This window comes from Flavobacterium endoglycinae (assembly GCF_017352115.1).
Taxonomy (GTDB): Bacteria; Bacteroidota; Bacteroidia; order Flavobacteriales; family Flavobacteriaceae; genus Flavobacterium; species Flavobacterium endoglycinae.
This window is the reverse complement of record NZ_CP071448.1, coordinates 5,097,510-5,118,615: the sequence shown is the minus strand read 5'-3', so window position 1 is coordinate 5,118,615 and position 21,106 is coordinate 5,097,510. Positions and strand designations below refer to the sequence as shown.

Annotated in this window: 12 protein-coding genes; all 12 read right to left on the bottom strand. The window is 35.1% G+C overall.

All coding sequences use genetic code 11. The annotated features are described in order from the left end of the window. Positions 1-95: 95 nt before the first annotated feature. Positions 96-701 carry a murein L,D-transpeptidase catalytic domain-containing protein gene (locus tag J0383_RS21995; protein WP_207296098.1) on the bottom strand — a complete coding sequence of 202 codons (606 nt, stop codon included), beginning with the start codon at positions 699-701 and terminating at the stop codon, positions 96-98. 159 nt (positions 702-860) lie between these two features. Next, on the bottom strand, positions 861-2,369 hold the full coding sequence (locus J0383_RS21990; RefSeq protein WP_207296097.1) for a sensor histidine kinase: 1,509 nt from the start codon (positions 2,367-2,369) through the stop codon (positions 861-863). 253 nt (positions 2,370-2,622) lie between these two features. Beyond that, on the bottom strand, positions 2,623-2,985 hold the full coding sequence (locus tag J0383_RS21985; RefSeq protein ID WP_207296096.1) for a helix-turn-helix transcriptional regulator: 363 nt from the start codon (positions 2,983-2,985) through the stop codon (positions 2,623-2,625). 224 nt (positions 2,986-3,209) lie between these two features. Next, a complete protein-coding gene (locus J0383_RS21980; protein ID WP_207296095.1) occupies positions 3,210-3,818 on the bottom strand; it encodes a Crp/Fnr family transcriptional regulator in 609 nt (202 codons plus the stop codon). Between the two features lie 261 nt (positions 3,819-4,079). Continuing rightward, positions 4,080-6,059 carry an alpha-L-arabinofuranosidase C-terminal domain-containing protein gene (locus tag J0383_RS21975; RefSeq protein ID WP_207296094.1) on the bottom strand — a complete coding sequence of 660 codons (1,980 nt, stop codon included), beginning with the start codon at positions 6,057-6,059 and terminating at the stop codon, positions 4,080-4,082. 15 nt (positions 6,060-6,074) lie between these two features. Beyond that, positions 6,075-7,514 (bottom strand): glycoside hydrolase family 28 protein, encoded by a 1,440-nt coding sequence (locus J0383_RS21970; RefSeq protein ID WP_207296093.1) that lies wholly within the window; start codon positions 7,512-7,514, stop codon positions 6,075-6,077. 179 nt (positions 7,515-7,693) lie between these two features. Further along, positions 7,694-9,223, bottom strand: coding sequence for a glycoside hydrolase family 28 protein (locus J0383_RS21965; RefSeq protein WP_207296092.1), 1,530 nt, complete (start codon positions 9,221-9,223; stop codon positions 7,694-7,696). Between the two features lie 199 nt (positions 9,224-9,422). Beyond that, positions 9,423-11,060 carry a sodium/sugar symporter gene (locus tag J0383_RS21960; protein ID WP_207296091.1) on the bottom strand — a complete coding sequence of 546 codons (1,638 nt, stop codon included), beginning with the start codon at positions 11,058-11,060 and terminating at the stop codon, positions 9,423-9,425. Positions 11,061-11,115: 55 nt separating this feature from the next. Continuing rightward, entirely contained in the window at positions 11,116-12,258 is a 1,143-nt protein-coding gene (locus J0383_RS21955; protein ID WP_207296090.1) for an acyltransferase family protein, read from the bottom strand. Between the two features lie 109 nt (positions 12,259-12,367). Beyond that, entirely contained in the window at positions 12,368-15,505 is a 3,138-nt protein-coding gene (locus J0383_RS21950) for a glycoside hydrolase family 2 TIM barrel-domain containing protein (protein WP_207296089.1), read from the bottom strand. A gap of 180 nt (positions 15,506-15,685) precedes the next feature. Then, positions 15,686-16,567 (bottom strand): inositol oxygenase, encoded by an 882-nt coding sequence (locus J0383_RS21945; protein ID WP_207296088.1) that lies wholly within the window; start codon positions 16,565-16,567, stop codon positions 15,686-15,688. A 500-nt stretch (positions 16,568-17,067) separates the two neighbouring features. Then, a complete protein-coding gene (locus J0383_RS21940; RefSeq protein WP_207296087.1) occupies positions 17,068-21,099 on the bottom strand; it encodes a hybrid sensor histidine kinase/response regulator transcription factor in 4,032 nt (1,343 codons plus the stop codon). Positions 21,100-21,106: the final 7 nt, after the last annotated feature.

The following is a 21,106-nucleotide window of genomic DNA, read 5'->3' as shown; positions in this document are numbered from 1 at the left end:
TAATTTACATCCAACACGTTTCGAAATATGGAGAGTTTAATCCAAAAAAAAAGAGTCTTAAAGACTCTTTTTGGGTAATTATATTTTAAAATATATTATTCATAATATACGGAAAGAAGAATTTTAGATTTAGAACTGTCTATGATTTTTTCAAGTCTTTTAAAAAATACTTCATTTACCATTGGACACCCATGACTATTAATTATATAATAGCCCTGTTCTTCGTAAGGAACTTCTTTGTAATGATGAAGTACGATGGCTCTTTTCATGGCATTGCAGTTACTCTGATCCAGTCCTGCAAGTCTAAAAGCTTTTCCAAAAACGCCTTTATATGATCCTTCAATGGCATATTTTCCTAAAGAAGTACAATTAGATTCTGGAGTATTGCTGAACTGAAGAATATCTCCCTTTATATTGGTTTCAGAACCTGATCCATGAGCAACAAGTCCTTGGTCAAGAATCTGGTCATGCTCAAGATCATATACAAAAAAACGATTTCTTCCTGATTTGATTTTCATATCTACCAGAAAGGCAATTTTACTGTTGAATTTATGATTAGATGCTGCAAATGTTTTTATTTCATTTACATGATCATTGAGGCGGGTGAGTTCGATCTCATTGAGAAATATTTTTTTATCATCTATAGATAATGTAGTAAAGGAACTTAAAGAAAATAGAAGCGCAGCAAAAAATATTCTCATATAGTCAAAAAGATTAACGTTAAGATGCAAACTATATAAACTGTAAAATTATACGCGGTTTTTATATAATTCCCATATGTTAAAGATATTAGAAAATATCTAAATACAAAAATCTTAATTGTTAAAATTTTTAACGTATGATATTCTTGTAAATTTCTATTAAATAGTAGATTTATTTTGTTCTAACGGCAGCGTAAGAATAAATTCTGCTCCTTTGCCTGCTTTTCCCACAGCAGTAATTTGTCCGCCATGACGATTTACAATTTTTCTGCATAGCGACAACCCAAGCCCGCTTCCTTCATATTGATCTTTAGAATGCAGTCTTTCAAAAGCGTTAAATATACGTTCGGCATATTGGTTTTCAATACCAATGCCGTTATCCTGAATTGAAATCTGCGCTTCTGCCCTATCATTATTCTGTATAATTTTAGAATTTATTTCTATATAGGGAAACTCACCGGGTTTAGAAAATTTAAGAGCATTCTGTACCAGATTGTAAAAAAGCTGCTGTATAAGAATAGGTGCTCCTTCAATTTTCGGAAGTCCGAAATGTACAATCTGTGCATTTTTATCATTTATAACCAGTTCAAAATCTATTTTTATATCTTCCAGAATTTCGCCTAAATCAATCCATTCTACAATATGTTTCTTCTTATCAGCAGCAGAATAATTTAAAATTCCTTCTATTATATTTTCCATACGTTCTGCTGAATGGTCAATTCTGCTTAGATATCTTTTAAAAACGGCGCTGGTGTCAAATTTGATTTCTCTTTTCAAAAGCCCCATAAACGTTTTTATTTTTCGAACGGGTTCTCTAAGATCATGACTTACTAGATTAGCAAAATGCTGCAGATCTTCATTAGAGCGTCTAAGTTCCTCCATACTTTGTGAAACTTGTTTTTTCATCTTCTCTTCAAATACTTTCTGCTTTTCAATATCCTCTATTACGCCCGCAATTTTAACGGAATTCCCCTGTGAATCTTTTATAATCTTGCCATTAATTCTGACCCATCGCATCGAATTATCTTCATTTAAAATTCTGGCTTGATACGAAATAATTCCCGACTGATGTGCTTGTTGATGTGCTCTTTCACGCACGGCCAGATCATCAGGATGCAGACGTGAAGTAATTTTCTCATTGGAAATTTCACCTTCTACAGGCCAGATGGATTTGAAATTTCCCGAAGTCTTTATTTGATTTGTTAAAAGATCGATTTCATAAGTACCCATTCCCGAAGCATCTATGGCCATTCTAAGTTGTTCCTCTGAACTCTGCACCTTTTCTCTGGCCAAATGAAGATCAGTTATATCCATGCCGGTATTCATTACTCCATAAATTTCTCCCTTTGAATCTAATAGCGGAATAAAACTATAATTAAAATAGTAGCTTTTTAATTCTCCTTCTTTGATAAGATCAACCCTGCGGTCTTTTGCATGGAAGGGAATTCCCGTTCTAAGTACTTCCAGCGCCTGATCAAAAATATTCTGTCTCCCTATTTCAGGCAGAATTTCAAAGTAGGTTTTACCCAATACTTGATCTCCTTTGCCCCAAGTTTCAATCATCGATTGGTTGGCAAGTTCAATTCTTAATTCGGTACCGATATAAACCCCTATCGGAAGAGGGGTTTGGTCAACTATATCTTTTAGAAGCTGTAAAGTTCTCTCCATAAGGAAGGCAATTTTTATGCGAATCTATTGGTTTGTATACTCGCTGCTATTACATCGTAAAATTTAATTATTGCACAATTCCCATCCCGTGAATGACTAATTTTTACATAGCATAAAATTATACAAATAGTTATTTTTTATAACTATTTGTACTAAAATATTCCAAATACATAATAACTTCCCATTTAATATTTGATGCAGAAGTAATTACATAATTTATTTAATGTTTTTAATAAATACTTTTTGAAGTGACTTAGAGTGATCCAAACTTGTCTTCATACCGTTTGATTTCTAAATCAGTATGATGCAATAATTTTTCAAGCAGTGCAATTTTATCTTTGTAAAGTCTTAGACCTGAATACGTTTCAGAGGAATGACTGATTTTGTAACTTGATCCAGCAGGTCCCAAATCACTGTTAAAGCGAATAATAGCTTCTAGGTCTACTTCAAAAACAGTGGCGATTTTTTCAAGTTTATCAAAGCTGATGCTGGTGTTTCCTTTTTCAATTTTACTGTATGCCGCCTGTGTAATGTCAAGCCTTTGTGCCATGTATTCCTGAGTATAATTCTTGAGTTCTCTCATACTCTTGATGTTGTCATTTATTTTTACTTCCATTATTGATACATAATTGGAATGCTGCATAACAAAATGTCAAACCGTAGCGTAAAAGGATCAGCCAAGCTGTAAGTCTAAAATACTACAGAGGGACAACAAATGTAAATACAACACGATTATTAAAAAGACACAAATAAAAAGTCTAAACTAACAATAAGCAATAACAAATGTTAAGCATTTCGATTTAGGAATACCAAAATACATTGAAGAATCACTTGGATTTTTTACACCGAATCATTCATATATTTTAAACGACTCAAATGAACAGGTGTTATATTAAGATAAGATGCAATACAGTGCTGGGGAACGCGCTGGAGAATACGAGGAAATCTATTATTCATTTCTTTATACCTAACCATTGGACTATTGACATAAAGAGCTTTTATTTTATCATTAACAATAAAAAAATAATCTTCGGTTATGAGTCTTCCTAGTTTTTCGCCCTGCTGTAATACCTTATAAATATTTTGAAGCATCTCAAATGAGATAACGAGCACTTCTGTATCTTCCATAGCCTGTATTGAAAAACTAGCAGGGATTCCTTTAAGAAAGCTTTCATAATCTGTTCCAAAAGTATTTTCTAAACAGAAATGAAATGTTTTTTCCTCGTCTTTGTCATCTACAAAATAGATCCGCAGCAGTCCTTTGGTTACAAAATAAATTTTAGAGCAGATTTCATCTTCTTTTAAAAGTATTTCTTTCTTTTTATACGATTCATAATCGAGCATGCTGAGACAGTATTCCAATTCGGAATCTGAAATTTCAATATAACTCGTAATAAGCTCGTAGAGTGCCAGTACACCATTATTTTCTAAAGCACTGTCTTCTTGCATGTTGGTTTTATAATTTTTATTTCGATAAAATAGGTATGCATATTGGTTTTGAAGTACCTACGTTACAAATTAAAAATTTGCATTTACGAAGCTCTTTACAAATGTCAGGCAAATATATCCTAGAAAACATGAAGCTGTTATAGATTTCAGCAAGCAGAATATACCATTATACTCTGCTAAAATACTATTAAAAAAGGGAATTTCACGTTTTAAAAAACCATAATGAAACGAGTTTAGTTTCTAGTACTGAAAAATAGATCGTTACTTAATTTTAAATTTTAAAACTGTGACCGAATACGGTGGAAGATCGAACTGCTGGCTTCCTTTAGCAATTTTATATTCACTCTGTTTTGGCATGATTTTTTTTGGATCTGCAAAAGTATTTTCATCCTGTAAATTTTCGCTTACCAATCTAATCATACTACCTTTTGAGCCTAATTTTGCTCCTTTCAAATTGATATTAACGTCTTGGTTTGAAGCTGCAGTGTTTACCAATTTCACAATAATTTCTTTACTATTCGTGTCTTTTACTGCCGATGCGTATAAATCATGCTGCCCAATTAAAGCTTTTCCGTCCTGAGTGATGCTTAACAAATCTGTTCCTTTATTAGTAGAAAACAATTGCTGCACATAATAGTTTGCCGAACCATAAGATTGAAGATTATTAAACCAAATCATATCGGGTGTCCACTGCCAAGCATCTTCATGAGCCATTAATGGTGCGTAAGACGATAACTGAACTACTTCTGCATTTCTTTCCAAACCCGTCATAAAAGCGGCTTCAGAAAAGGCACATTCCCAATTGTTTCTATTGTTTGGATTTGCTCCAGAAACACTTTGTGCCGCATATTCTCCTGCAAATATTTTTGGCCCTTTTCGATCATAATTATCATAACGGCCTGCGTTTTTTCTAAACCATTTCGGGCTTTCGTAATAATGTTCGTCTATCAATTCTGCATTCAGCTTTTTAAGTTCCGCCATTGCATAATCAAAATGTTCACCCTTTGGTGAAGGTCCGCTTCCAGATACTATTATGATTTTTGGATATTTTGCTTTGATTGCTTTTTCAAAAACTTTGTAACGGTCAATATAATCTGTTCCCCATTGCTCATTTCCAACTCCGATATATTTTAAATTAAACGGCTGCGGATGTCCCATATCTAACCGAAGTTTTCCCCATTTTGTATTAACCTCTCCGTTTGCAAATTCAATCAAATCTAAAGCATCTTGAATGTAGGGATCTAATTCATCCATCGGAGCTAATTCTCCTGTGTTATACTGGCAAGCCATTCCACAGCTTAAAATTGGCAAAGGTTCCGCTCCAATATCTTCAGAAAGCTGAAAATATTCGTAAAACCCTAATCCGAAACTTTGAAAATAATCAGGCGTTTGTTTGTGGCTGAATTCGACATTCCAACGGTTCATCATCGTTTTTCTTTCTTCTACATTTCCAACCGATTTTTTCCATTGATAACGGTCTGACAATGTTCTTCCTTCGACAATACAACCGCCTGGGAAACGTAAAAATCCCGGTTTTACATCATATAAAAGTTGTACAAGATCTTTACGAAGTCCGTTTTTTCTGCCTTTCCATGTATCTTCAGGAAACAGCGAAATCATATCCAAATCGATAGTTCCTGTTCCTTCAAATGTTATTTTAAGTTTTGCTTTTGCTTCTGTCTGCGTACCAATAATTTGTGCCGTATAATTTGCCCACTGTACCGAATTTGGAATAATATTCGTTTCTCCAATTACTTTTTGATCTTTGTCAATTAATTGAACAATTATTTTCTTGATCGCTGCATTAGGATTGGCTGCTTTTAATGAAAGATTGTATTTGGCATCTTTTTTCACTCCCATTCCTCTGAAGCCTTCGTTTATTAAAGCGTAACCTTTATCATTATTTATTTCTACCCGACAAAAATTGGTATTGTCTGCTGCTAAATTTATAGGCACAGCACTACCCGATTCTTTATTCATTGAAGACCTTTTGGTATTTGGCTGCTCCCAACCCATTAAAGGTTTCTCGAACTCAAAAGATCTGTTTTTTACCATTTCGGCGTACAATCCACCGTCTGCGGCAAAATTGATATCTTCAAAAAACAAACCGAACATGGTTGGCTGAATTTTAGTAATCGTTTTGGAAGCATCAACTTCTAAAGTCGTTTTCTGAGCATTTATATAAAAACTGCTCAACATCAAACCACAAATGGTAAATTTCGTAAGGATCGTATTTTTCATTCGGAATTAAGCTAATTATTTCTTTACAGCCTCTAATTTAGCAGGAAAAGCGGCTTCTCCGTCTAAATTAATCACTTTTAATATATCGACATTTTTACTTTCAACTGCATGTTTAAAATAATCGGGTTTATTTTTTCCCCATTCTACCGTACAATTCTGAACCTTAATGCTTTCAGCTGAATCAAAATAGAAACCAGAGGTGCTTCCCTGCACAAAACCTTCTACATTGGCAGGACGTCTGTCGTACAATCCGCCGGGAAAAGAAGTTCTTTTATCTATAAAAACACTTACATTATCAAAAACAATATTCTTGATTTTATCTTTCGATTCTCCGCTTACAAAAACTCCATTTTCTCCTGTACATTGAATATTAGAGAAATAAATATTTTTAATTTCACCAACTTTTCCTTCTGTCGCGCCTTTTGGAAAACGCCAGTTGGCATCTTTATGATTTACTTTTGCTCTTCTAAAAGCGGTTACATAAATCGGCTCTGCTTTTCCCCACCACGTGTCGGTATTTAATTTGCTTTCGATAATGATATTAGAAAAGATTACATCGCTTACCGTTCCTTCATCTCTATTTTGAATTCCTAAAGCACGATTGCTGTTTTTGATGATGCAATTATTGAAAACGACTTGTCTGATGGCATCCATGTTTTCTGAACCAATTTTAATGGCGCAGCTGCTGCTGGTCATAGTACAGTTGGTAACGGTAATATTTTCACAAGCTCCAAATTCTTCAAATTCTCTTCTGTTTTTCAAGCAGATGCAATCGTCACCACTTTCAATATAACAATCGCTGATTCGCACGTTTTTAGAATGATCCAAATCGATTCCATCGCTATTGCGAACTTTCAAGCTGTTTAATAAAGTAATGCCGCTGATCACAACATCATTACATCCTACTAAATGAACTGTCCAATAAGCTGAGTTTCCTATATGAACATCATGAATTCTAATATTTTTTCCTCCAATAATCGTCAAAACATGAGGTCTTGGATCTAGAACGTTGAATGGTTTTAGAACATACGCATCTTCTTGTTCTTCTCCCATAAAAGAAATTCCGTTCCCGTCTATTTTTCCGCTTCCGCTAATGGTAAAATCCTCAACATTTTCTCCGCCAATCCAAATTGTCCCCTCGCCCGGATTCGTTCTGAAGGCACTCTTGGTGTACAATTTTTCATCTGGACTTGCCAATAATTTAGCTCCAGCTTCAATATGCAAATCGACTTTTGATTTGACGTCAATTGGTCCTGCTAAAAAGGTAAAGGGAGCAGGAATTAAAACTCTTCCGCCTGTTTTGCTGCACGCGTCAATTGCTTTTTGAATAGCTACTGCATCGTTAGTTTTTCCATCTCCTTTTGCTCCGTATTTTTTAACGTCGTAAATCTTTTGTGCTGAAATAGTGATGGAAATACAGAAAATTAGCAGTGTGATGATCGATTTCTTTTTCATATTTTTTATTTTTTTTGCCACAAAGGCTCAAAGGCTCTAAGTTTTTTTCACGCAGATTTTTCAGATTTAGGCAGATTTAATTAGATTTTTTTTTTAAATATCTGCAGGATCTGCTTAAATCTTTTTAAATCTGCGTGAAACAAAAAAACTTCACTTCTTTGCGACTTTGTGGCTAACTTTTAATGCGCTGGCAATTCAAATTTATTTTGTTCTGGTTCTATTTTTCTTTTTGCAGCTTCGCTGTCCAAATTGCTTCCCATAACATCTTTAAAAACAATCTGACTGACTTTATCCGAAGGAATATCAATCGCATTCATGGTCAGATTTTTGACATCATCGAAAACAAAAGCGGGACGAAAATCCTCTTTATCCAAAATCAGTTTTATGTTCTTCATTTCAATTCCATCGACGTGGCGCACATAAAATCCCCATGATGGCAGTTCACCAAACATATTAAATTCAGGATAGCCGTTTATATTTTCTTTGACATCTTTCAGTCGGCTTAAAGGATGGTACGCCATTCCTTTTGAAGCTCTTCCCGGATATATGATTTCAATATCTTCTAATGTCACATTTTCAATTAAATGTCCCGGAATTCCAGCAATAGAAGACGGAAACGGATTATGGAAATAATCAACTTCTGGTCCTCTCATGTCGTAATCGATATCTGGGCGTCCAAACGGAACCTGCACTTTTACGTTTTTTATCGATACATTTTTGATAGATCCTGCTTTATCTCCATTTCTATGCCCGAGACGAATCAATATCGCATTTCCTGTATTGACAGCGGTAATATCTGAAACTTTGATGTTTTCAATTTCCGCTCCATCAACAGATTCAATGGCAACTGCCGATCTGAATGTGTCAAAAACCTTGATATTTTCAATGGTTACATTTTTGAAACTGCCGTAAGAACCTGTTCCAAATTTCACTGCATTGGCACTAGACCGTATCGTGCAATTACTGATGTAAATATTATTATTGTGCAGTCCCGGCACTTCTGATTTCAGACAGATTCCGTCATCGGCAGTGTTTATATTGCAATTGGTAATTCGGGCATTTTCGCAACCGTCAAGATCAATTCCATCATTGTTCCAATACGCTCTGCTTTCCACTTTTATAAAATCAATAACAATATTTTTGCATTCTCTAAAACACTGCGTCCAGCCTGGGCTGTTCTTCAATGTAATCTGCTTCATGGTAATAGAATCGCACTTTACAAACGAAATCAATTTTCCTCTTCCGTCTTCTGGGCGCATTCTTTTGTAATTGTATTTTGGATCAATGCGTACTCCCGTGTGATGCAGGGAATCGATTGCTAATGCCAGTTCTCTTCCTTGTCCGTCTATAATACCTTTTCCTGTTACCGCCATATTTTTAGCTTCAAACGCAATAATAAAAGCTCTTATTCCTTCATATTTTGGATAATCATCTGGATTGGTGCTTCCTAATAAAGTGGCGCCTTCTTCAAAAAACAACTCCACATTATTTTTTAAAACAATACTTCCAGAGAGATATGTTCCTTTAGAAAAAACAACTCTTCCGCCTTTGTTTTTATTTGCTGCATCAATTGCTTTCTGTATTTCTTTTGTATTTAAGGTTTTGCCATCTCCAACAGCGCCATACTTTTTAATATCAAAAGTTTTCTGCGCCGAAACGGTTAAAGAAATACAGAAAATAAGTATCGTGATTATAAATTTCTTTTTCATATTTGTATTTGATCTTATTTTTACTCTTCCTGAGAAGTTTTATTTCACGCTGATTTAAAATGATTTCAGCAGATTACGCAGATATTTATAAAAAAATCTAAATAAATCTGCTGAAATCTGACAGATCTGCGTGAAACCAAAAATCGTTTAATCTGTAGCAAACAGATGTCTTCGAACTCTATCCAGCAATTCCAAAATCTTACCAGAAAACAGTATACAAAGCCACTAAAATTCCACTAATGATAAAAGAGCCAACTATAAATCCTGAGGACACTTTATACATTGATGTATCGACTTCTATTTTATGAATTTCAGCTTCCTGTTCAGATACTGGTTTGGCTAGACTTATTGCTACCATTATCAATACAATAATAAAGAAAACAATAGTCATTCTGTCTAGGAAAGGATAATCAGGAAACGCACCTTCTGTCCACATTGGCAGAAATTTCAAAATCGCTGCAATAGGCACTGTGAGCAATGCTCCTGCCAATCCCGCCGCTGGAGTCGTTTTTTTCCAGAACATTCCTAACAAGAAAATTGCTAAAACTCCTGGTGAAAAGAATCCCACATATTCTTGTATAAATTGATAAGCCTGATCTAATGATTTTAATGCTGGCGCCACAAAAGCCGCGATAATCATACAAACCACAACACACCATCTTCCGGTACGAACCAGTTTTTTTTCGGATGCCTGAGAATTGAAATATTTTTTATAAATATCTAAAGAAAAAATAGTCGAAATACTATTGGCTTTCCCTGCCAGAGAAGCAACAATTGCTGCAGTCAAAGCGGCTAAAGCGACTCCTTTTAATCCCGCAGGAAGTAAATTCATTAAAGTCGGATAGGCTTGATCTGGTTTTAAAACTCCTGCTGCATCCACCATTTCCTGCTGAAACATTCCGTTTTCGTGCATTACAAACATGGCAATACCCGGTAAAACGGCAATAATTGGAACTAATAATTTTAGAAAAGCGGCAAATAAAATACCTTTTCTCGCTGTTTTCAAATCAGCTCCTAACGCTCTCTGAACAATGTATTGATTGCATCCCCAATACGCCAAATTATTGATTAACATTCCGCCTACCAAAACCGACATTCCTGGCAGTTCATTATAATGCGGATTGGATTTTTCTAAAATCATATGCAGATGTCCAGGCGCTTCATCAGCAATTACAGCTAGTCCTTTTAAGATGTCTTTTCCAAAACCAAACTGATCTGATAATAATGTCAGGGCGAGATAAGTTGTTACGAGACCTCCTAGAATTAAAACAATTACCTGAAACATGTCTGTATATCCAATTACTTTCATACCGCCCAAAGTCACGATTACAGCAAACAAACTCAATCCGATTACACAAAACTGAAAGCTTATCGGTGCAATTGAAGAAATAGCTAAAGCGCCTAAATAGATGATCGAAGTAAGATTAACAAATACATAAATTAAAAGCCAGATAATCGCCATAATGGCACTCACGGTACCGCTGTATCGTTTGGCAAGAAACTGCGGCATGGTGAATATTTTATTTTTCAAGTAAATAGGCAGAATAAACATCGCTACAAGAATCAGCGTGGCTGCAGACATCCATTCGTAAGAAGCAATTGCCAATCCGATGGCAAAACCAGAACCGCTCATTCCGATAAAATGTTCCGCTGAAATATTGGACGCAATCAACGATGCACCGATTGCCCACCAAGTAAGCGAACCTTCGGCTAAAAAATATTCTTTAGAACTCGTTGCAGCTGTTTTTTTGCTTCTGTAAATGTACATTCCATAGGCTGTGACTATGATAAAGTAAATAAAGAATACAATGTAATCTGCGGTTTGTAATACATTCATAATAGGTGGTTATTGGTGGTTAGTTAGTAAAATGTATTTTAAATTTTGATTGGTATCAAATCTTGAGAAACCATTTTCTTTTATAGAGAAAATAAAGCAAAAGAAGCTGTACAAACGTGACTGATAAAGCAACAAAAACTGGCTGCCAGACCATCGGCAGATAGTGAATAAGTCCGCCAAAAAAGTAATCTGCGGTGTGTTTAAAATCTACAGAGCCTTCAGCTGCGATATAAATTAGAATTGAATTTGAACCAATTAAAATCAATGGAAATGCCCATTTGTGTAAACCAGACAAATCGATTATCACATAGAAAAAAACAAAAAATAAAATACTGAATCCGCCCACAAAACAGACAAAAGAACTTGTCCATAAATGTTTGTTAATAGGGAAATCAATATCCCAAATGAGACCTGCAATTATTAACAAAATAGCCGTCAATGTCATCAAAATCAGTTTTGCTTTTATAGAAAACTGATTTTTTGCTTTTAAAAATGTTCCTGTAAAAACTCCAAGCAAAGCGGTTGAAATTGCCGGAAGAGTCGAAAATATTCCTTCAGGATCATAAACAGTGCTGTGCAGCCTTCCCGGTAAAAATAATCGGTCAATATAACTTTCTAATGATCCTTCCTTTGTTAAAACTCCTGCTCCAAATCCTGGAACGGGAATCCATTTCATGGCTGCATAATAACCCATCAAAATGGCTAAAAACCAAATTAACTGTTTTTTGAGATCAAAATTCAAATAAATGATTCCAGCAAAAAACCAAGCAAGTCCGATTCTGCCTAAAACACTCGCAAAACGGGTATTATCAAAACCGTCAAAACGTAATAATCCATTTACGACAAAACCTAGAACCAGTAAAATACCAGTTCTCCTTAGCATAGAAAGGTATATTTTTCGTTTTTCGCTTACAGGCAATTCTTGTGGCGTTAGCACTCCTGCCAGACTCATTTTCTTCTCGAAAGAAAACGGCATGGAAACGCCTGCAACAAACAAAAACACAGGAAAAATCATATCATAGAATGTAATGCCATTCCATTCCGCATGATGCAATTGCGATGACATCCAGATAAAAACAGGAATTGGAGCTGCTTTGGCCAGAGCATGAATAATGTGTTCACCGCTCATAATCCAAAACATCACAAATCCGCGCAGCGCATCTAAAGAAATTAATCTTCCGTTTTTAGGGTTATTCATTTTTTATAATATTCATTTTCAGTTAGTTTTCAGTCGCAGTCACAGTATTCAGTGCTATCTGTGACTGAAAACTGTAACTGTGACTAAACTAAGCAACAGGTTATTTTAATTAAAGTGGCTTAATGATAAATCCGTAGCTGTATTCGCTTTCGGTTAATCGATATTGTTCGTGCGGCGGTAATCCCCAGCTGTTGTCGCCTCCTAAGCCTCGCTGTGTTAAGTCTACACAAACCACTACTTCATCTCTTGGCGTGATATCGCTGGAATGAAGATTCTTTTTAGAAATTCCGCCATCAAAATCACTCGGATAATTATTCAAAGTACTCATACACAAAGGCTGCAGACCTTTTACTTCCAAGCCATTTCCTTTATTGCTTGACAATTTAAACCAGCGTATATCAGTCTTATATCCATTTTCCTGCGGGCGTGTATAAGGCACATATTGGTCTGCAACTTTACTGTTATAAATTCCTTTGAAGGATGAAGTTTTCCTGTCGGGATAATTTTCTAAAGGCCCTCTTCCGTAATAATCTAAATTTTCTAATGTATTTTTTAAAGTGAAAATCATTCCGAAACGTGGCAGTTCTGGCACTGGATTATTTCCTTTTTTATAAAAAGCCTGAATCTCTAAAGCGCCGTCATTTGATAATGCATATTTGATCGTATAGTCTGAAGCAACATCGTTCAATTTTAATTTCGCCACAATATATTGCTGTCCGTTTTCTTCTGTCTGCTCAATACTTACTAATGATGTATTTTTCCCAGCCGTTCTCCAGACATTCGTTCTAATCTGCATTTTGTTTCCAATATCATTATCGGTTGGCGCTCTCCAGAAATTAGGTTCAGGATATTCTGTAAAGTATTGCTCGCCTTTTAAACTGTAATACGAAATCAGTCCGGTTTTCTTACTGATGTTAACCGTAACATTATCTGAAGTCAAAACAAATTGGTCTTTTTCATCTTGAATTTTTGCCGAGTTTCTCTTTTCAGATTTGGCAAAATACTTTCCGTCTTCAATCACAAATTGCTCTTTTGCTATTTCAAAGTTCTGAGGCAATAATTCTGAACCTGTTTTGGTATTAGCAAAAACATTCAGCAAATATTCTGTTCCTTCTTTTGATTCTAATTTTGGCAAATCAATTTTAAACTGTTTTTTAGATTTCGGATCTAAAGCGACATTAAAAGTTCCATCCTTAATTACTTTTCCGTTTTCTAAAACTTCATACCTAAAATTGTACTTGTTTAGATTTGTAAATCCAAAATCGTTATTAATTTCAATTACTCCGTTTTTGATATCAATTGCTTTGAACAAAATATTCTGATAGACTTTTTTCACTTCAAAGGCTCCTTGATGCGGAGTTCTATCCGGATAAACCAATCCGTTATGGCAGAAATTTTCGTCGTTTAGATAATTCTGGCTTCCCATATCGCCGCCGTAAGTCCAGTATTTACGCCCGGCCTCATCGATTCCTTGAAATCCCTGGTCTACCCAATCCCAGATAAATCCGCCTTGCATATTTTTGCTTCCGCAAATGATGTCCCAATATTCCTGAAAGTTTCCGCTGCTGTTTCCCATCGCATGCGAATACTCACACATAATGAATGGACGGGTTACTTCTTTTCGTGCCGCATATTCTTTCATGTAATCTATCGTTGGGTACATTGGACAAACGATATCGGTATTTTCATTTTCTTTTGCCTGCTCAAACTGAACCAGTCTGCTAACATCTCTTTTTTTGATCCATTTATAGGCATCATGAAAAACAGGTCCGTTCGCACTTTCATTGCCTAAAGACCAAATAATTACCGATGGCATATTTTTATCTCTTTCGACAAGACTGTAAATTCGGTCCAAATGCGCTTCTCTCCATTCTGGAAGATAACCAGGATTCGTTTTTGGATTCATCCACTTTAGAGGCTGTCCTTCCACTCCCATTCCATGGCTTTCGATATTGGCTTCATCCACCAAAAACAAACCGTATTTATTGCATAGTTTCACCCATAAAACATTGTTCGGATAATGACTGCAGCGAACGGAATTGATATTAAGCTGTTTCATCATTTTGATGTCTTTCACCATCGTAGCTTCATCCTGATAATGTCCTGTTACAGGATTATGTTCGTGAATATTAACTCCGTGAACCATTAATCGAACACCGTTTACCAATAATTGCCCACCTTTTAATTCGACTTTTCTAAATCCGATTTGTGTGCCAACGGTTTCTATACTATCTCCTTTTGCATTTTTTAAAGTCAGAACCAACGTGTATAAATTAGGTGCCTCACTGCTCCATAATTTTGGGTTTGATATATTTTGAGAGAAATTTAAAGTCTGAATTTTCGAAGCTTCTAAATTGACATTTAGTTCTTTTATAAATACATTTTTTCCAGAAGCATCAACTAATTTGGCAATTAATTTTTGATTGTTAACCGAAGTTGAAGTCAGATTTTTTAAACTTACCTCTACATTCAAACTTCCGTTTTTATATTTCGCATCTAAATCAGGTCTCGCAAAAAAGTCTGAAATCCTAACCTTATCTGTACTGTATAAATACACATTTCTGTCAATTCCAGAAAGCCTCCACATGTCCTGATCTTCTAAGTAAGAACCATCGCTCCATCGATACACTTCTACAGCCAAATCATTTTTTCCTGGTTTTAAATATTTCGAAATATCAAATTCCGCTGGACTTTTGGTGTTTTCCGTGTAACCGACTTTTTCACCATTCACCCAAATGTACATGGCCGCGGTTCCTGCTTCAAAATGAAGAAAAACATGTCGGCCTTTCCAGTTTTCAGGCAGCACAAAATCTTTTTTATAAGACCCAACAGGATTGTCCCAATGATTGATAAAAGGTGGATTTTTTTCGAAAGGATAGGTAATGTTTGTATAAATTGGCACTCCATATCCATTAAGTTCCCAATTAGAAGGCACCTGAAGTTCTTTCCAATGTAAGGTGCTAAAATCTGTTTTGTAAAAATCCTTTGGGCGTTCGTCTGGTGTTGGCGACCATGAAAATTTCCATTTGCCATTTAAAGAAAAATACCAAGGGGAGTTTTCATACTTATCGATGATTGCCGAAGTTTCGTCTGCATAAGGAAGAAAAGCTGCTCTTGCAGGTTCTCTATTTATTTGAAACACTTCGGGATTTTCCCAATCGTTACGGTCTTTTTCTTGAGCTGAAATCCCTGCTGTGAAAAGCAGTAACAGACTTACAAAAAATATTTTGGTTTTGGTTTTCTGCATTATTTTGGTTTTAGATAGCTGGCAATATTTTTTTAACACATAGAAACATAGTTTTTCTTTGTATTAAAAGACATTTCATTTATTACAAAAACATAGCTATGTGTGGGAAACTAGTTTCTCTCATGAAACTTTTTTATACTCAAAAGAAAAATCTATGTTCCTATGTGTTTAAACAAACTTTTAAAACTTCAACTTTTCTGGCAAATATTTAGCAACTAATTCTTTGTAGTAAGGAAGCAAAGCTTTCACATCTGGCTTAACGGGAGCTTTTGTGTACAAATCATACGGATTGAACTTTCTAACCCAATCAAACATTTCAATATCTTTTTCATTCATTAAGTGTGCATACGCATTTTCTTTATGCTGCGAATAAAAAGAATGATAACGAATCATGTATAAGGCTGGTTCTGGCAGATAGTCTTTCATAATCTGATAGAGATATTCATCGTGTCCCCAGCTCATTTTTACGTTATCCAATCCGCAATTTTCGGTGTAGATTCCGAATTTGGTGTTGAACCTTGGATCTGTGTAGTCTGGGTTTTCTTTAAAGAATTCTGGGTACACAATTTTATCCGAATACGCGCATCCAACTGGAAATGTATCGCCAACAACTGCCCATTGCGGTTCTCCAAAAAGGCATAAAACTTTACCTAAATCATGAATAAAACCTGTTAAGACAAACCAATCTGGATGGCCGTCCGCACGAATGGCTTCTGAAGTCTGCAAAAGATGCTGTGTCTGATCTAAGTCAATATCTGGATCGCTGTCGTCTACAAGTGTGTTCAAAAAATCAACCGCTTCCCAAATTGACATTTCTTTTCTGTTGAACTGTAGAAATTCCCGTTCTTTACTGCATACAAAATCATAAGTCTGATACGTATGGTTTATTCTATAAAATTCCTTAACTGTTTCTACTCTTTCTGAATCGACATAATTCCGGAATTCTTCTTTCTGTTTTTCTTTTGCATTTCCCTCAGAAGGATCAGGATATCGCATTAGCAAATCATCTTCCCACTCATCTAAATTTTTCAACGGATTATCTGTGTCTATATGCTTTTTCATAATGGTAAATAGTTATAATGTTATAAGACAAAAATAGAATTACATACTCCGTTCAAAATGGATTAATACATCAAAAACATGGATAATTTTGGTTTTTATAGGGTTTCTGCCTTAAAAACATTATTTTTTTAGCCACGAATTCACGAATTTTCATTTACTCGTAGAGAATATTTACTTCGAATTGCACCAATTTTTACAAAGTATAAATTAATAGGAATTCGTGCATTCGTGGCTAAAAAAAATGGAAACACATTGTGTACCCAAGGTTGAAACCTTGGGCTATGTTTTTAAATATTGAATTAAAATTTTTGTGGAGTAACTTGCAGAGATTTACTTCGTGCTTTAATTCTCTTTCATAGGAATGATAAAATAATCAAAACTAATTTATTTGTAGAAATTCGTGCAATTTAGAAGAAAAAAATCCGATCTAATGAGCAAAAAAAATTCGTGACTCGAGCGATAGCGAACTGGCGAAGCAATTCGTGGCAGAAAAAACATAATTATATTAGTTTGCTAGGCGGGAAACCAAACTGTTTTTTAAAGCATCGGCTGAAATATAACGGATCATTGAAACCAACAAGATTGGTCACTTCAGAAACATTGTATTTTTTGGTCTTAAGCAGTTCTGCCGATTTTTTCAAACGGATTGTTCTAATGAATTCATTTGGTGCTAAATCTGTAAGCTCTTTAATTTTTCGGTAGAGTTTTGAGGAACTTACTCCCAATTTATCGCATAAGAAATCGGTAGACAGATCTACTTCACTCAAATTATCGTTGATTAGATTAGTTACTTTTTCCATAAATTCTTCATCAATTGGCGAGTGCGTCAGCATGCTTACTTTGCTTTCTACCTCTCCAGAGAATTTTTGTTTGAGCTCTAACCTCGATTTAATCATATTCTCAATTACTGTTTTGAGCAATAATGGTTCAAAAGGTTTCACCAAATATCCATCTGCTCCAGTATCGTAACCTTTCACTTTATCCATATTTTCAGAAAGAGCCGTCAGCATTATAACCGGAATATGGCTAATGAATTCATCATTTTTAAGTTCACGGCAGAATTCCAATCCGTCCATAACAGGCATCATCACATCTGTCACACATAAGATTGGCTTAATCTGACGGCAGATTTTTAAACCTTCCTGTCCGTTTTCTGCTTCGTAAACTTTGTAATAATCAGACAAATAATCTACCAGATATTTTCTGAGTTCGCTATTGTCTTCAATCACTAAGATTTTCTCTTTTAAATCTGTATTTTGAATGATTTTCTTAGCTGCTTTTTCGGGAATAAGCATACTCAGATTGTCATTTTTAATGGCATATTCAAACACTTCTTTACTTTCATACGAATCGCGGTCTATCGGAATTTCAACTCTAAATGTGCTTCCTTTTCCTGGCGTACTTTCGACAGAAATAACTCCTTTGTGAATTGATACCAGCGATTTTACGAGTGACAATCCAATTCCAGATCCTGTGTTATTTGCTTTACTGTTTGAAGCCTGATAGAAACGCTTAAAAATCTTCTCCTGACTTTTTAACGGAATCCCAATTCCATTATCGGTTACTTCTATCACCAAAATATCAGCAGCAGTTTCTTTAAGTCTCACAGACATATCTACGTTTCCGTTTTTGTTAGTGAATTTTAAAGCATTTGATAAAAGATTGTAGAGAATTTTATCATACTTATCATTGTCCAGCCATCCGTTGATTTCTTGATCTTCGGTGATGAAATTGAGCTTAATTTTTTTATTAAAAGCCATTTCCTTAAACGAGTCGAAAATATTTCGAGAATAAGAAAGTATATCAGTCTGCGTCACTTTGAGCTTTAATTCACCCGATTGCGCTTTTCTAAAATCTAAAACCTGATTTACCAGATTCAACAGTCGGCTCGCATTCTGATAAATGAGATTGTATCGGCTTTTCTCATAATCGGTTGCGTTGCTGTTTTCCTCCAAAAGCTGTTTTGCAGGTCCTAAAATTAAAGTCAAAGGCGTTCTTAATTCATGCGAAATATTGGTAAAGAAACGCAGCTTTTCATTATTGAGTTTTATATCGTGTTCTCTGTTTACTTTTTCGGTAAGCAGTTCTTGTTTCAAGCGGATTCGGTTTTTAATTTCTCTTCTGATAAAATAGAAAACCCCAAACAGAATCGCAAAAAACATCAAAAATGAAGTCGGCGTAAGCCAGAATGGAGGTAGGATTTTTATTTTATACGAAACCGTTTTACTCCAATAGCCGTCACTATTGCTTGATCGTATTTTAAAAGTATAATTTCCTGGATACAAGTTCGTGTACTGCACAATTCTCGAAGTGCTGTTAGCTGTAATCCAATGTTTATCAAAACCTTCCAGCATATATTGAAATCTGTTCAATTTTTCATTTGCGAATGAAGGAGTCGAAAACTGAATCGAAAAATTGCGATTTTTATGCGTAAGCTCTATTTCTTTGCCATAGTTCAGGTCTTTTGAAAGCGGGATTTCGCCATTAATTTCCATTTCTGGAAAAACTTCTTCATTCTGAATCTTAAATTCAGAAATAACAGGCATAGGCGACCATTTGTTTCGTTTCATTGCCGGTGGCGAAAAAGAAATAACTCCGTTTTTGCCTCCCAGAAAAATATTCGAATTATTAAAATAAAAGAAACCGCTTGAGCTAAAAACATCCAATCTGTTACCGCTGTTTACGTGATAAATGCTGACATCATTTAAATCGGCTTTAACAAAAGCAATGTTGTTGTTATTGATATTGAGCCACAGATTTCCCTTTGCATCGGATAGAATATCAGTTATCCATTTTCCTGAAAGTTCCTTCAGCTTTTTAACGGGTTCAAATTCATTCTTTTTCGGATTGTATAAGCAAAGTCCTGAGCGTGTTGAAGCCCAAATTTTACCTTTTACATCCACTAAAACATCACTCACATTTTCATCATGAGGAACGCCTTTTTCTTTGATAAAAAGGGAAGAATAGGTTTCTATCTTGCCAGAATTGATGTTGTATTTTACGACTCCAGTTTCGGTTGCAAACCAGATATTATTTTTGGCATCTCTGTCAATGGCATTGATTTGAAAGTCTGGCAAAAGCTTGCTTGAAGTCTGAAATTGCAGTGTTTTAGTATTCAAAATTACAGCTCCTTCTCCAAACGAACCTACAATCATGGACTCATTATCAATTTTGGAAAAAGCAAAAACAGGCGATTTTTCAAACCCTGTCTGTATTTCTCGAGAAGAATTTGTTAGGTAATTGTAAACCAAAATATTTCCATCCCAAAGACCGCAGTAAAAAATCTTTCCGTCATCTGAATAAATGCTGGCAATATCTTTTCCTGTATTGTGCAAAGGAACCGAACCTTTTGTATTCGAAATAAAAAGTCCGTTATGGTAAGTCGCTACAATTACTTTTTCATCGTATGTTTTAGCAAAACCTCTAATTCTAGGCGCTTGATTGCCAATAGAACGCGAAATGTCTTTGTTTAAAGTAAACTGGTTTTCATAAGGATCGTACTTGTCTAAACCGTCTTCGGTTCCAATCCATAATACGCCAGATTTATCAAAATAAAGCGATGCTATTAAATTATCAACTAGCGAACTATCATCAGATAAAATGGAATAATACCATTTGTAATTTCCTTTCTGAATATCTTCCAGCTCATTGCAAACTAATAATCCGCCCAAAGTTCCTACCCAATATTTACCGTCAGGAGCTCTTGCAACAGATAAAAAATAAGGTCCTAAAGCACCTCTCACCTGTTTGTTGTCGATGTACAGATTGATAAACTGATTTTTGGCTTGATCCAATTTATACAATCCTTCCCTAGTTCCGATGAAAATATCCGATTTGGCATCTTCATAAATAAAATTGAGATAAGGGTTTTTGATATTTGAATTGGGTACAGAAAGCGTATACGTGATAATTCTAACTATCGCTCCTTTTGCATCCATTGTAATTTTGGCAACACCTGATTTTTCATAACTTCCAATCCAAACGTTGCCTTTTTTGTCTTCAAAAATGTCTTTGACGTAATCAAAACCTTTAAGCTGGATTTTCTCAAATCGTTTATCTTGCAAAGAAAATAGATACACTCCTTTGTTCTTGGTACCGACCCAAACTCGATTGAATTTATCTGCATAAACCGATCTCACTTCGTCATCAGGAAGGCTGTTTGGATCGTTCTTTTTATGAAAAAAAGTGGTAAACACATGAGTGTCCATTTTAAAGAGCGTCAACCCTTTTCTCGTGCCTATCCATAAATTATTGGAAGCTTCATCCAGTTCTAAAGCGGTAATATCATCATTATACAATTTATTTTTTCCAGCAACAGAACTCATGTAGTTTTTAAACTGATAACCGTCAAATCGGTTTAGTCCAGAGAAGGTTCCAAACCACATAAAACCTTTTTTATCCTGTACAATATGACGCACCGAATTATGCGACAGCCCATTATTGTCGTTATAATGCGCAAATTTTATATTCTGTGAATAAGAATGATAAAAGGCAACAGAAAACAAGAATAATATTAGGAATTTGAGTCTCATGAAAATA